This is a genomic window from Mycolicibacterium aubagnense (assembly GCF_010730955.1).
Taxonomy (GTDB): Bacteria; Actinomycetota; Actinomycetes; order Mycobacteriales; family Mycobacteriaceae; genus Mycobacterium; species Mycobacterium aubagnense.
Genome location: NZ_AP022577.1, coordinates 5,956,402 through 5,969,174 on the forward strand (window position 1 = coordinate 5,956,402; position 12,773 = coordinate 5,969,174).

Sequence of the window (12,773 nt, forward strand, 5' to 3'; positions counted from 1 at the left end):
GGCACCCCCACGTGGGGTCAGCGGAAAACACGCTACGGCGGTGGTGAGTGGTCGGTGTTCCGCCGTGAAACTGCCCTCGTCGGCGTGTCGTCGGTGCGCGCGATGGTGAAGTTTCGATTCTCTATAATGGGGAATTTATCCCGTGAGTGGTTTGTGTGTGAGGACGACACCCCGGAGGTGGCATGGGCATCCCTGAAGGCGGCTTTGAGGTGTTGGCTGAGGCGGGCTGGGTCACCGTGATCGACGCCCGGTCTGGAGGCTGTGGATTTCCGTGTCCGGATACGGACAACCGGTTCGCGGTCGCGGCGACGTTGCGTGATGCGGGTTTCAAGCCGCATGTCAGTCCGGGTGGTGGACTCTACGCCACTCGCGTGGGCTAGCGGCATCGGCGTGTAGTCGTCCAATGCACTTGTCATATCTCTAAAATAGAGAATACTGGCGCTATGAATTCTTCGTTTACGGATGCATCTACGCGCCACGTGCTTGCAGATGTTTGGGAATCGGTCGCTGCGTGTTCTGCGCTAGGACTGAATTTCTGGTCTCACGGGCCGGGACCGGAAACTCTGTGGGCCCTCGACGACAACCGGCGGCCACACCTTCTCTGCGTCGATGCTGTGAACAGCGAGGTGCAGGCTATCTGTAGTTGGATCGAGACGGCCGCCGACGAACATCATTCAAGCTGCGCTTTCGAGCTGGGTCGTACGGCGTACCGCCGAGCTGACCCCGACGTTGCCGTCCTGTCGCTGTTCGAAGCTTCAACCGCGCCCCAGGCGCTTGGGGCGTGATCGGTGGCTGACGATACGGCCGAAGCGGCCACCTCCCTTCGAGCTGCATGCGAGGGACTGCTCGGTGAACTCAACGGACTTGTTCCCGAATCGAGCGGTTCGATGATCGCGTTCAGGGGCTCGCCCCGAAAGAGCTGGAGCTACGAGATTGCGTGGTGCGCGAAATGACCGAAAAGCAGACGAACGAGGGGCCATCCGACATGGCGCGCATGATGCGCATTCTCGATCAAGTCGCAGCCCAGGGGACTAGCTTACCGGCGGTTGGTCGCAAGCAGCGTCGCGCAGCTGCGCGCTCAGCACTCAAACAGGCCCGCGCGGAGGCTCGCGCGCGTGGCGAGGGAGGGAAACGTGAAGACTGACACCGCGGTATGGAATACCGCGACCGGAGTGGTGTGGGTCGAGTTCGCAGACGGGCGAACACCATTGCAGCTCGCGGAAGGGGTCCACGCCGAACTCGACGCGTACGATGCCGTCGTCGGCGCGGGATTCTCTCGGCGGGCGAACTGGCTGATCGTTCCCGGTGTTCCGCAACGACGTTCACTTGATGTGGCGCCGACAGGCCAGGGCCACCCCCTCCTTGCAATCGCTACAGGACACAGTCAGTGGGGAGTTGATGGTGTTCTCAATCCTTAAGCCAGATTTCGCGCAATATCGCACCGACCTGATCATCGACGAGTTCCCGCTCGCCATGACACTGGACGGGAAGGAGCAGTGGTGGCTTCCACAACTCCGGAACCCGCACCTGTTCATCGACGGGCCGTTGGGCAGCGGGAAGACCACCACGGCGCAGAATCTGGTGATCCAGGCATGCCGCAGCGGGTGGGACGTGCATCTGCTCCGTCGGTTCAGTCGCGAATACCGAGAGTTTGAGGATTGGCCTGGGGTGCGAATTGCCTCGACTCCGCTGGAACATAGTTCGCTGATCTCGAGCACGGATACAGCCGGCATGAACTTGGCGCCGTATCCCGTGCCGGTCTTGGTCGTGGTGGACACCGCACAGCTGCTGGCTGACGTCGGGAACGCCGGACTCGACCACTTGATGAATCTGGTGAATCGCCCTCAATCGCGTCGAGTCAACCTTGTGCTCGTTTCCGACCCGACGAGACCCGATGTCGTCCCAACAGTGACGCGCAAGCTCTACCGTATCGACCTCAGGCGGCCGTCCCACGGTGCCGAACCCCGCCCACCGAGTGTTATCGCACAGTGGCGACCAGTGGACCGCTCCAAGTAACCGTCTCGTGCCATCACCATCCATGGGCAGCGCAAATAGATGCGGACCGAAGGGAGAACCGTGACTCTCAGTTCCGACACGATCATCGGATTCGGCGGCGACGGCTTGCCAGATACGGACTGGCTCGGGTGCCATGAACGCGCGACACGCGAACAAGGCGACGTCGCACGTGCCGATGCGTTCTCCTGGATGATCGCGCAGTTCAACCGCCACGTTGTGCTGGTTCAGGATGCCGTCGACGAAGTCGATCCCGACATCTTTCCCCGTCAGTCAGTACGCGTCGGCAGTTACAGGCTGTTTGAATTCGCGGTCGCCCGAGAAGAGATGCGAACAGCACGCGTGGCGCAGCGCCAGTGCGCCGGAGAAATCCGCGCGGGCAACGAGAAAGCGGCAGTCGCGCGGCGAGATTCCGGTCCAACATACGAGGAAGCTGCCAAGGAAGAGATCCACGCCTGCATGAGCAATTTCCTCTGCGTCACCGCGTTTGCCGACGAGTTCCATGCGCCCGATCCGCTCCGGCGGTGGACCGACACCGTTCCGGAGCAGTGCCCCGACGAGCTGCGCAACTTCATTGATGCATACCTGGACACGTTGCGGTCAATCAGCGCGCTGCCTGCGCACGACGAGGCGTTGCGCTCCTATCTGCGATCGTTGCGCGATGTTTATGATGGCCCGGACGCCCACTTCGACGCCGCTGCTGGACGTGCGCATGCGTGGCGCGTGCTGATGTACGACGCCCGGATGTCGGATACGCGAAAACCGCTGGACTGACGTCGTTTTTGCAGCAGCTGCTATGGCACCGCTGCCGTCTTGACTGCCCCGGAGCGGCCCAGTGGTGCTCGTCCGATACGCCCCGGACCTCAAATTTGAGCCGCAGTGCAGCCCGGTCGAACCGGGTGTCCGCTCTGTCGGTATTGCCGGCGGCCGTGAATCCTCGCGAAGTCGAGATTGCTATCGGTTTCCTTCATGTCGGCGTGGCGTACGGCTCCGCTGGAATTGTCCTCCAGCGGTGTTAATCTCCAAAATAGAGACATCGGCCAGCTATCGGGCCTATATCAGCGCACTGGATTTGTTGACGTCAAAGATGAATGGAGGCAATGCCAATGTATGACATTCACGTCGTGGACCTGCGACACTCTCGCGACAGCCAGGGCCGAACCCGGATGCGTCTGATCGCCGATACAGTCCCAGACAGCAACCAGGCCGAACAGCTCGGACTGTCAGCCTGCCTCGAAGCCCTCGAGGAGGCGGGAGCCTTCGACATCGCTTACGGGCACGTGACTTCATCGCCCTCGTTCCCCAATACCGAGAACGTCGCCAAATTCGTTCTGAGTCTTGGTGCTCCGTTCGATGACATGGCGCGATACTGGATTTTGGACCAGGACACGGGCGCCTTTGTCGAGCACTCGGCGACTCCTGAGTCGTTGGCCCGACTGATTCGATCGCGCACCGGAGTCGAAGCGTGCGCCGGTGTGGCGCACGCGGCCCAAGCACTGGCCTCCGTTGCGCGATCGGGCTCAAGTTCGTTCCCAGCCATTCAGGCCGCACTGTGCTTTCTTGCGTCGCTGGACGCCGAGCATTGGCGCAACCCGCCAATGCTTTTCGAGGTTCGCGATGGCGTCGGGGTCGGCTGGAAGCACACCGCCCGCACGGTGGTGTCTGGCGCAACTCGATCGGCGGGCCGGTACAGCGTCGTGATCACCGGTCAGCGCGCGGTGTTTCTGCGAACCCGCAACAGCGCGTCCACTGCGGACAAGGCGGAGATCGCGCTGGATACCGCCACAGCCGGACAGATCATGGCCTTCCATCAGACCGGGTTGCTTCCAAGCGAAGCACGTGCCGCAGCTGAGGCGATCAATCCGGCTGTGGTGAACCCAGAACCGCCGGCGGCGACGCTCGCTGATCCACCGGACGCGTCGGCGAGCACAACTACGCACACCCCGCAGCTGCCCACCGATTCTCGACTCATCGCCAGCTGGGACACAACGACCGGTGCCATCGCCGTCATCACGCTAACAGGCCAAGTGGTGGCTAATGGCGTGAGCGCCCCGGACCGCGAAACCGCCGAGGCGGTAATCGACGCTGCTGGATTCACCCGCCGCGGAGAGTGGGAGGCCACGTTGGCGGCCCCGCACCAGCTGCGAGTCGCCGTGCTGCAAGGCACGGCGTGACAGCTGATTCTGAGGCGTCAGCGCTCGAGCCGGCAACGACGGGCGAGGTTCCGAATTTCAACGCGCCGCGCAACGGGTTCAGGGCACTTTTCCGTGTCATTGTGGGAAGCGCTAGACGCCGTGGCTGAAAAGAGGGAACCGATGGTCGGGTACGAACTTGTCTTTGCCGAGGACACTCCGCAGGAGTGCCTGAATCATCCCGCCGTCGTGCACTTCGTCCAGAAGATCCGTGAACTCACCCATGGCCGGCGGATTCGGACCGAAGACGGCCGCGAGCGTCGTCTGAGCGCCTTGCAGGTTCACCGGCTGCTCAAAGAGCGGGCCCCGAACCTGCCGATATCGAAGACGCAGGTGTACCGGTACTTCAACGGCACAGCGGTGCCCACCATCGACGTCATCACGGAACTGGCCGGGGTTTTCGGTGTATCACCGCGTGAGTTCGTTCCGAGCACCACCAGTAGTCGCGTCATGCGACCTGCGGTGGATCAGTAGCCGGTGTAACCCGCGGTTCCAACCCCTCGACGCTGGGCGAACGCTTCGAGCCCCGACCCGTCGGGGGAGACGTGATAGGTGTTCATCACGTAGTTCATCGAAGCCGCAGCACTGGCTACGGGGTCGTAGATCGAGTTGCTGGTTCCTGCCATGTGGTAGGCCGCGAACGTCGTCGGGATGCATTGCCAGGCGCCGCGGCTGCTGTTCGCGTGGGCGCCGTCGGACACGATCATGCCCGTGGCGTTGGAATCAGAGTTGTTGGCAGCGTTCGGATTGCGTGAAGATTCCCCCTCAGCCATGTGCTGATACAGCGCCTGCCACTGGGCGCGTAGCGTTGGGTCGTTGGGGACGCCGTTAATCGTCAGGGCCTGGTCGATGACTGCCGCCGTTTGTTGCGGAGTCATCTGCCCGCCGGGGTATTTATCCAGCGACACCTGCGAGACATCCAGAGGCTGCGGACGCTGAGGCGTGGTCGCCGAGGACGCCGACGCCGGGTCCCCGGGAACCTGCGGATAAATCCCGTTCGCGGCGTCTTGTTCGGCGCGCTCTTTCGACGCATCGACCAGCGCCTGCAGCAGCTGCGGGTCGATGGTGCTCAGTCCGGACGGCGGTGTCGATGGCATAGGCGGCGCCGGCATTGGTGCGGGTGCAGCCGCCGCTGGCGCGGGAGCAGGCGCGGCCTGACTTTGCCCTGATTGTGGGACAGTCGGCATCGAGGGCATCGACGACTTTCCCTCGCCGCCGATGCCTTTGACGTCGCGCCCGCCCCGGTCCTGGAGATCAGCCAGATCCTTGGTGTACTGGCCTGTCTTGTCACCAGCCGCACGAACTTTGTCACGTCCTGCTCGACCTTGGGCACTGGTGTCTTCGACCGCACTGGTCAGGCGGGGATCGACGCCCGGTGCTGTGGATTTTCCGTCGGTGCGAGCGGGCATGCCGTCCATGGCCCTGCCGGTACCGTCGATGACCGCGCCGAAGTCGTTGTTAATAGACCCAGTCACCGCGGTTGGTCCTTCCCAGCTGTGCTGTCGGCACGCATCACTTCACCGCGCTCGGATCGAGCTTCGGCGCCGTAGCGGAGGGGGCCGGAGCGCGAAGACCGGTGTCGGTGGCCGCGACGTTGGCCGGCCCACCGCCGGTGCCCGCCGCCGGGACGCCCGGGTTGCCTGATTGCGGAACCGACTGCGGCCCAGCGGGGGCAGCGTGCGCCGCTGGGGCAGGCGGTGCGGGAACGGGAGGTGCCGGAACCGCTGGTGCAGACCCATCGGCACCCGGAACGGAGAACGGAACCGCGCCTGTTGTCGGCCCACTCACCGCCGCGGTAGTCCCCGGAGCTCCCGGCGCGGTGGGATCGGACAGGCGGAAGTAACCTGCCTGATCGCCCATGTCCTGCGGCAGCATCTTCGCGTCGATCTCTTTGAACGAGGTCAAGTCGTAGAACTTGCCGTCGCCGAGGAGCAGGTACTGCTTGCCGGCGGCCACCAGGACATCGCCCGGCTTGGCTTCCGACGGGGCGATCTGATGACCCGGGTCCTGGCCCGGAACAGGCGGATTCAGACCAGCTTTCGCCGCGGCCTCGGCCAGGCTGATCGGGTGGTTCGGGTCGGCCTTGGCCAGGATTTCCATCATCTTGGCGGTCTTCGGATCCGGGAAGGTGACCTTGTGTCCCTTGACGTCCACGGTGGTGTTCGGAGCCGTCGCCGCGGCGGGCTTCGGCGCCCCGGGGCCAGGCACCGCCGCGGCAGGAGCCGGTGCCGCTGGGGGAGCCGGCGGCACGAGCGGCGCCGCGACCTGCGCACCCTTGTTGTCGGGCTTGGAGGCAGCCAGGTCGGGCTTGGGCTTGGCGGGGCCATCCTTCTTCGGGTCCACCAGAGGTGTGCCTTCGGAGGGTTTGGCCGACGGCGTGCCGCCCAGCGGTGTCCCGCCGAGCGGAGATCCGCCCATGGGGGAACCTCCGAACGGGCTGCCGCCCAGCGGCGATCCGCCGAGCGGGCTCTTGTTGCCCAGCGATGACAGCAGCTTTGAGATGTCGTCTTTCGGAGCGTCTTTCGCCGGCGTTGCCGGTGACGTAGGCGGCGGGGTGGCGGGCGCCACTGTGTGCGGCGCAGCCGGAGCTGGCGCAGCTGGGTTCGGGGTCGCTGGCTTGTTCGACGGTGCTGGGCGGGCCGCCGGCGCCAGCGTGGCGACGGTGTCACCGAACAGTTTCGATAGCTTGTCCGATGCGGCTGCAATCGCCGTCTGCCCTGTCGTCATCTGATTCGCCAGAGACGTGGCCGGACCTGAGTCAGACAGCTGGCCGTCGTTGGCAAGCTGTTGGCGCACTTTGTGGTTGGTGTCGATCATGGCTTTGTACTGCTTGTCGGCGGCATCGGATGCGGCGGTCAGCTGCGCGGTGATCAGCTTGGCTGCCGCAGGCAGCTTGGCCATCGCCGTGAACTGCGAGGCCAGCTTTTCCCGGTACTGCTGCATGTACGGTTCACCCGAGTTGGACAAGGTGTGGTCGATCTGGGCGAAGACTTCAGCGATGCCCTGCAGCCAGTCGGTCACTGCCTTCTGTACCTCGGGGGTGTCGAGACGAAGAGTGTTGGGCGGGTTGGAGTTCCACACCGTCCCGGCTGGGCCGTCGGCGAACGAGAAGATCTTCTGTTGTACGGCTGTCAAGCTGGCGTCGGCATCGCGGACCCCCGGAGCCTGTGCTGCGGCACCCGGAAGCATGTGAGTGTCGGTGCCGTTGGGCGGATCCCACAGCCCGTAGGAACTGTGACCGTCCGCACCGAACTGCTCCCACAACAGGTCGGCTCCCAGCGCGATCCACCCGACTGGGCCGGGAATCACACCGATGCCGTTGAGGATCGCTCCGACGTAGTTTCCGTGCTCGGCGTCGTCGATTGCCTGCCCGGCGGCAAAAACACTGCCCACCAACGGCAATGCTCGAAGTCCACCTTTGGCGAGGCCTTTCACAGCGGTGCTTGCCAGGCCGGAACCGGGAATCGCTTTCTCTGCGACGGAAGCGCCCTTGGCTGCCCACGACTGGCTGGCATCCCATTGAGCCTTGGCTAGTCCTGCGATGCCCTTGACCGGCTCTCCAGCTTTGAAGGGCGCGAACGCATCTGGTGGCAGACCCAGGTTGGTTAGCGCTTTTTCGGCACGCGGTGACAAGTTCGATGTTGGAGCTGGCGGGGGCGTAGTTGGCGCGGCTGGTCCCGTGGCGGCTGGCGTAATCGCCGCCGGTGCTGCCGGTGCTGCCGGTGCTGCCGGTGCTGCCGGTGCTGCGGGAGCTGCCGGTGCTGCGGGAGCTGGCGGTGCTGCGGGAGCTGGCGGTGCTGCCGGCGCAGACGTGACCGGATCGTTCGCAGGGCTAAAGTATCTCGCGCCGGGCTCATCGGTCGGTGCAGGTGCGCTCCAGTCGCGAGGTTGGTCAGCGTGCGCCGGAGCCCAGGGGGCCCCGAATGTGTCGGGGGTGCTCACAAGTTCTCCTGACTATTTGGAAGATTGGCGGCTTGGACTGGCTGTTTGGCTTCTGCCCGCGCATCAGTGACCAGTGCGTCAAAGAGGGTGAAGAACCCAGGCCCAGGGGTATAGGTGCGGCTGACTGCGTCATAAACTTCGCCGCGCTCGACGAGCCGCCGTCCAAGGGTGGCAGCGGAAACGTCGGAAGGCGGATTCTTCCGAGACCGAATTACCGCCTCCAGATCGGCGAGTGTCGCATCGAGGTGTGCAGACACAGCTGCCTCTTGGGCCGCGGCCGAAGGTTCTCGAACAGCGCTGATGTCAAGCACGGGTGTATGCGATGACTGCGCTGCGAAAAATGCAGATGCCATCGTATGCATAAATAGCTGGGTATCGCGCCCAGCTCCGGCAATTGTCGCCATGGAGCACACCTTAGGTCGGTTACGGCGTGTCGTTGTTGTGCGGCGCATTTCCACCAGTAGCTGCCCTTTACCGTGGTCGCTATGAATCTTGCACCGGCACGACTTCGTCACGTCGCGACGCAGCGGCCAAACCCGCTGCGGATCACTGGCGCGCAGAAGGCAATAGCCGCGGTGATGAACGGTGTGGACCCCGAACCAGGGGATCTCGAAGGCCTGGGTGAGCTGCGCATCGATGCGCAGACGCTGCACTTGTCTGCCGCCGCGGCTCTGCGGCAGGTTCTCCTGTCCCGTCCAACTCCTGGTGCCCTTCGGACATCGCGGCACCGCCGGCGCATTGGGACCGATCAACACGTGGTTCGCGATGCCTACTACCTGGCACTCGCGCTGGCTGATTGCACCGGGCCAACCGCGCTGGCAGCGGCCATCGGCAACATCTGCACAGACTGGCTTGAGCCAGCGGCGCTGGTGGGCCGTCTGCAGGTGCGGTTCCTTGAGCAGGTGTGCGCACAGATCGACATGACCGCCAACCACTTGCCCGTGGTGCCCCGGCTGTCAGGTGTCATGTCCCGCGACATCCTGGCTGCCGGCGGCCGACTAGCCCCGGGAACGGTTTTGCTTCCCGATCATGCCTTCGACCAGCGCGACCGTGACGAGGAAGGAAGTCCCTGGTTGCACGCGACGTCGACGGTGATGGTTGCCGGTCATTCGGGTCCAGTGATTGTCGATGCCGGTCCGGACAGTTTGACCGGAGCGTGGTCGGCACGCATAGCGGCCCCGGTCACCGTCACCGCTGCGGCCGGCCGCTGGCCGGTGACCGCGGTCGAGGACTGCCTCCGCTTGTGCTCGGCGCCGGTGCGAGCGTGGGTGGCGTCAATGGACCGTCAGCTTTCAGGCGAGGACAACGAGGATCTGTCACTGCGCATTGGGGCACCGCTACGGCAGTTCCTGATCAGCCCCGCCACCGTGGCGGTTACTGCGGCGGTGGCGGCCTCACGCGGTGAATCTCCTGTTCCTGCCCTCGGCTCTGGCGAGGATGTCTCCGTTTCTGGCGCGCTGCCAGCGGTGCCGCTGATGCCGGCGGGTCGCAGCGACGAACGTGAACGCCATCCGATGGCGTCGACACTGCTTCCCCTCATGCGAGCTGGAGGGGAAGCAGGAGCCGAACTCGCCGAGGACACCATCCTCGAAGGATGTGGGTACGTCGCCGAAATTCATCGCGACGAGATGGCTCTGCTGTCAGCGGTGTCGGCCGCCGAACTCGACCGCGAGGTGGAGGTGACGATCAATTTCTCCACACCGCAGTGGCAGGACGTGACAGCCCTGATCGGTGACGTCCGGGCGACGGGAGTGATGCGGCTCGGCGCGCCCGTGTTCGGCCGAGTTGATCAGGAAATTATCGCTGGAGCCAGGCATCGGCTGAGTCTGCGTGCGCGCGTGACGTTCGGCGTGCCTGTACATACGCGTGAGGGATACGGTGTTGTTCTCCCGGCTGGGACGCGGCTGGCACTGCTTGGCGCTGATGTGTCGAAGCATCACACGACGCTGTATGCCACCCAGCGCAGTGCAACCCCAGAGGATGTCGACGACGCCGCTCAGAAGCAGGACGTCAACGCGGCTTGACCGATGGTGGGGAGCGGTGGGGCGTAGGCACCTAGTCGAACAGTTCGCGTTCACTGCCTTCCGCTGACCGTGCAGCTGCATCCTGTCCAGCAGGTGTGTACGAGGCCAGCACCGTTTCGCCGCGGCGAGAGCGCTGACCTTCACCTGCGCCGGCCGCCGCTGGAGGCGCCATGCCGCCCGGAGTTCCGTTGACGGTCGCGCCCGCCAGCTTCTCCTGTGTCGGTGCCACTGAGATCCCCGACAGCACCGACGTTCGGTTCGCCGATCCGCTCGAAGACTCCGACTTCGAAGTCAGCGCCGGGCCTAGTCCGCCCATACCGCCGACGCCACCCATCGACACACCCCCAGCGCCGACGCCCGCACCCACGGGAGAGGCGCCACCCAGAGGCAGCCCACCGACCCCTGCAAGCGCTGGCGCGAACGACGATCCCGTGGAGCCGCCGTTGAGCAGACCACCGAGACCAGAGGCCGAACCGAACGCCTGCATCGGTCCACTGAGCAGCCCCTGGATTCCCTGTAGCGGATTGCTCATACCCTGGCCGGCGCTCTGAAGTGCTTGCATCGGAGCGGAGAACAAGGACGACATCTGGCTTACTCCACCGGCCTGGCTGCCACCCTGACCGACTGCCTGCGACGCCTGCGCAGCTGCCTGCGACGAAGCGTTGCCCCCAGCTTGCGACGCCAGCTGCCCGGCCTGCGACATCGCGTCACCAGCGTCGGCCAGCGCACTGGCCGCGTTGGACAGCGGCGGCGGAGGCGGGATTGGGACCGGCAACGTAGCTGCCGTGATCACCTCGCCGTAGGTGCTACCGATCGACGCGTTCTGCATCGTGTACGCGCCGTACTCCGCATTCAGCGCCCCGATGAGCGGAGTGTTCTGTCCGAAAAAGTTGCTGGCCTCGGCTGCGGCTTCCCGGACTCGGTTGTTGATCGATTGCATCGACGGAATCATCGACGAACGGGTGACACCGTAACTTTCGGCAACCACAGCGCAGATCGCAGCTTGTTTGAACGCAATCCCGGCCATGGAACCTAGCCAGGTCAGAAACGGTGGCGTCGCAGCTTGATGGGTCATCGACCGCACACCCGAGATCGACGCCAGCGAGGCCATCATCTGCCCACCGGTGATGCCCATTGTTGCCAACGTGGCCGAGGCCAAACCCAACCAAGCAGCCGAGGCTGCGGCCCAGGTGGCTGACGTCGAACCGGTCTCGATCACCGACGCGTTGATTTCCGGGGTCGATTCGCCCCAAGGGTGATACGGCATGAGATTCCCTTTCGAGTTGTGTGGTTGTCGGGTCGGTGCGGGTCGGGAGGTTAGGAGTTGGGTGGCGGTGGCGGCGGAGAAGGTGGAGGCAGCGGAGCCACAGTCAGCGCGCCCGAGTTGCCGACAAGCTTCGCGACATCGCCAATCCGGTCCACCTGCACGGCGTTCAGGGCCGCCATGTCGTTTGCCGACGGGCGTGAGACTTTGGCCGAGCGCGAACCCATGGTCAGTTGCGACAGACCTGAGGGCGCGAATTCGGCAGCCAGGTCCCCGGCGTGGAACGTCATCGTTGTCGCGTCCGTAGCCGGGTAGTCCACAACGGCGTCCGGTCCGGGAGCCAGCGCCTTGAGAGCTTGGGCGATCGGGAAAGAAATGGCGCCCAGACGATCGCCGACCTCGATCCAATCTGGATCGTTGGTGGGCACACCGATCGTCGCCCAAAATGCCGCGCTGCCCCGCAGCAGCACCCGGTCACTGAGGGTGAGCAGTTCAGCAGACTGCGATTGCGATTGCACTGTGCCGTGCGCGATTCCGCGCACGACATCGACAGTCTCTTTGACCTCGAGCCGAGCGGCGGCTGAATCCACCGTCGAACTCAGCGAGACCTGCGAATTCGCCAGTGATCGCGCACTGATGCTGACCGCGGCGCTCTCCATTACAGACAGGTGCCGCGTTGCCGGAGGGGGTGATACTGGCGGTGTCCGAAATACCAGCCATATCGTCAGAGGCACCGCGGCCAGCGCCCATACCAAGCCCACAATCTGCACCGCTTGCAGTGCTCGTGCACGGGCACTCGGTCCCGGCAACTCCCACATTTCCCGCACGCTTGTTCTCCTTGCCATGGCCCATCTTTTGGGGATGCAGCCGGCACGCTAACCGCGCCGTTGCGGACCACGATGAAGCGGCGCGTAGGTGAAAAGCCACCGGCCCTGTCCCGGGGAAGAACAGAGCCGGTGGCTTCGCGGGACACACTCGAGCGGGCGGGAACGGGGGGGAGGGGGACCGCCGCGCGAATGTGTCGTGCCTAGATCGCCGCAACCGCAGCGCCACCAGCGGCCGAAAGGCCCTGGAAGGTCACGTTTTCGGTGGTGGTCTCCGAAGCACGCTCACCGAGCTGCTCGATACCCGCACCCAACGCGGCGATGAAATTGGCAGTCGTGACGCCCTGCTGGCTCGTCGCGGCTGCCGAATCCAGGTCGTTACCGGGAGGGGACACCGCAGCAGCGGCGGCGGTTGCGGTTCCCGCGGCGGCGGTGAAGCCGGTGGTCTCCGACACCAAGCCAGCGACCTGGCCGACAACGTCGGCGAAATTGTCTACACCAACAGTCATTGCTC

General features: G+C 64.6%; 13 protein-coding genes. 7 read left to right on the top strand and 6 right to left on the bottom strand.

Going from position 1 to position 12,773, the window contains the following annotated elements; translation table 11 throughout:
* The first annotated feature begins 443 nt into the window (after positions 1-443).
* From G6N59_RS32040 to G6N59_RS28590, 6 genes are all read left to right on the top strand, one after another.
* Positions 444-785: a DUF7457 domain-containing protein gene (locus G6N59_RS32040; protein WP_420872672.1), complete on the top strand. Its 342-nt coding sequence runs from the start codon at positions 444-446 to the stop codon at positions 783-785.
* Between the two features lie 348 nt (positions 786-1,133).
* Entirely contained in the window at positions 1,134-1,418 is a 285-nt protein-coding gene (locus G6N59_RS28570) for a hypothetical protein (protein ID WP_138230345.1), read from the top strand.
* Positions 1,402-2,016, top strand: coding sequence for a hypothetical protein (locus G6N59_RS28575; RefSeq protein WP_138230346.1), 615 nt, complete (start codon positions 1,402-1,404; stop codon positions 2,014-2,016). Before G6N59_RS28570 ends, G6N59_RS28575 begins: the two co-directional genes overlap by 17 nt.
* A 60-nt stretch (positions 2,017-2,076) precedes the next feature.
* Positions 2,077-2,787 (top strand): hypothetical protein, encoded by a 711-nt coding sequence (locus G6N59_RS28580; RefSeq protein WP_138230347.1) that lies wholly within the window; start codon positions 2,077-2,079, stop codon positions 2,785-2,787.
* 332 nt (positions 2,788-3,119) lie between these two features.
* On the top strand, positions 3,120-4,187 hold the full coding sequence (locus tag G6N59_RS28585) for a hypothetical protein (RefSeq protein ID WP_138230348.1): 1,068 nt from the start codon (positions 3,120-3,122) through the stop codon (positions 4,185-4,187).
* A 141-nt stretch (positions 4,188-4,328) separates the two neighbouring features.
* Positions 4,329-4,679: a helix-turn-helix domain-containing protein gene (locus G6N59_RS28590; RefSeq protein ID WP_138230349.1), complete on the top strand. Its 351-nt coding sequence runs from the start codon at positions 4,329-4,331 to the stop codon at positions 4,677-4,679.
* On the opposite strand, the gene G6N59_RS28595 is transcribed toward G6N59_RS28590, so the two are convergent.
* From G6N59_RS28595 to G6N59_RS28605, 3 genes are all read right to left on the bottom strand, one after another.
* Positions 4,673-5,623 carry a lysozyme family protein gene (locus G6N59_RS28595; RefSeq protein ID WP_235678704.1) on the bottom strand — a complete coding sequence of 317 codons (951 nt, stop codon included), beginning with the start codon at positions 5,621-5,623 and terminating at the stop codon, positions 4,673-4,675. The genes G6N59_RS28590 and G6N59_RS28595 overlap by 7 nt on opposite strands.
* Before the next feature lie 94 nt (positions 5,624-5,717).
* A complete protein-coding gene (locus G6N59_RS28600; RefSeq protein ID WP_138230351.1) occupies positions 5,718-7,598 on the bottom strand; it encodes a hypothetical protein in 1,881 nt (626 codons plus the stop codon).
* A 545-nt stretch (positions 7,599-8,143) separates the two neighbouring features.
* Positions 8,144-8,551: a hypothetical protein gene (locus G6N59_RS28605; RefSeq protein WP_138230353.1), complete on the bottom strand. Its 408-nt coding sequence runs from the start codon at positions 8,549-8,551 to the stop codon at positions 8,144-8,146.
* Between the two features lie 81 nt (positions 8,552-8,632).
* Between G6N59_RS28605 and G6N59_RS28610 the strand changes: the two genes are divergently transcribed.
* Positions 8,633-10,171, top strand: a complete 1,539-nt coding sequence (locus G6N59_RS28610; protein WP_138230354.1) for a hypothetical protein — start codon at positions 8,633-8,635, stop codon at positions 10,169-10,171.
* Positions 10,172-10,202: 31 nt separating this feature from the next.
* On the opposite strand, the gene G6N59_RS28615 is transcribed toward G6N59_RS28610, so the two are convergent.
* The 3 genes from G6N59_RS28615 to G6N59_RS28625 all read right to left on the bottom strand — a co-directional run bounded on the left by G6N59_RS28615 (position 10,203) and on the right by G6N59_RS28625 (position 12,768).
* Entirely contained in the window at positions 10,203-11,438 is a 1,236-nt protein-coding gene (locus G6N59_RS28615) for a PPE domain-containing protein (protein WP_138230355.1), read from the bottom strand.
* A 50-nt stretch (positions 11,439-11,488) separates the two neighbouring features.
* Positions 11,489-12,094, bottom strand: a complete 606-nt coding sequence (locus G6N59_RS28620; protein ID WP_138230356.1) for a hypothetical protein — start codon at positions 12,092-12,094, stop codon at positions 11,489-11,491.
* A 368-nt stretch (positions 12,095-12,462) separates the two neighbouring features.
* The gene (locus G6N59_RS28625) at positions 12,463-12,768 is read right to left on the bottom strand and encodes a hypothetical protein (protein ID WP_138230357.1); all 306 of its coding nucleotides are present in this window, start codon (positions 12,766-12,768) and stop codon (positions 12,463-12,465) included.
* Between the last annotated feature and the right edge of the window lie 5 nt (positions 12,769-12,773).

Coding starts and splice junctions, on each gene's coding strand:
- G6N59_RS28610 (WP_138230354.1), top strand. CDS start 8,633: ATGAATCTTGCACCGGCACGACTTCGTCACGTCGCGACGCAGCGGCCA.
- G6N59_RS28585 (WP_138230348.1), top strand. CDS start 3,120: ATGTATGACATTCACGTCGTGGACCTGCGACACTCTCGCGACAGCCAG.
- G6N59_RS32040 (WP_420872672.1), top strand. CDS start 444: ATGAATTCTTCGTTTACGGATGCATCTACGCGCCACGTGCTTGCAGAT.
- G6N59_RS28605 (WP_138230353.1), bottom strand. CDS start 8,551: ATGGCGACAATTGCCGGAGCTGGGCGCGATACCCAGCTATTTATGCAT.
- G6N59_RS28615 (WP_138230355.1), bottom strand. CDS start 11,438: ATGCCGTATCACCCTTGGGGCGAATCGACCCCGGAAATCAACGCGTCG.
- G6N59_RS28620 (WP_138230356.1), bottom strand. CDS start 12,094: ATGGAGAGCGCCGCGGTCAGCATCAGTGCGCGATCACTGGCGAATTCG.
- G6N59_RS28625 (WP_138230357.1), bottom strand. CDS start 12,768: ATGACTGTTGGTGTAGACAATTTCGCCGACGTTGTCGGCCAGGTCGCT.
- G6N59_RS28595 (WP_235678704.1), bottom strand. CDS start 5,623: ATGGACGGCATGCCCGCTCGCACCGACGGAAAATCCACAGCACCGGGC.
- G6N59_RS28590 (WP_138230349.1), top strand. CDS start 4,329: ATGGTCGGGTACGAACTTGTCTTTGCCGAGGACACTCCGCAGGAGTGC.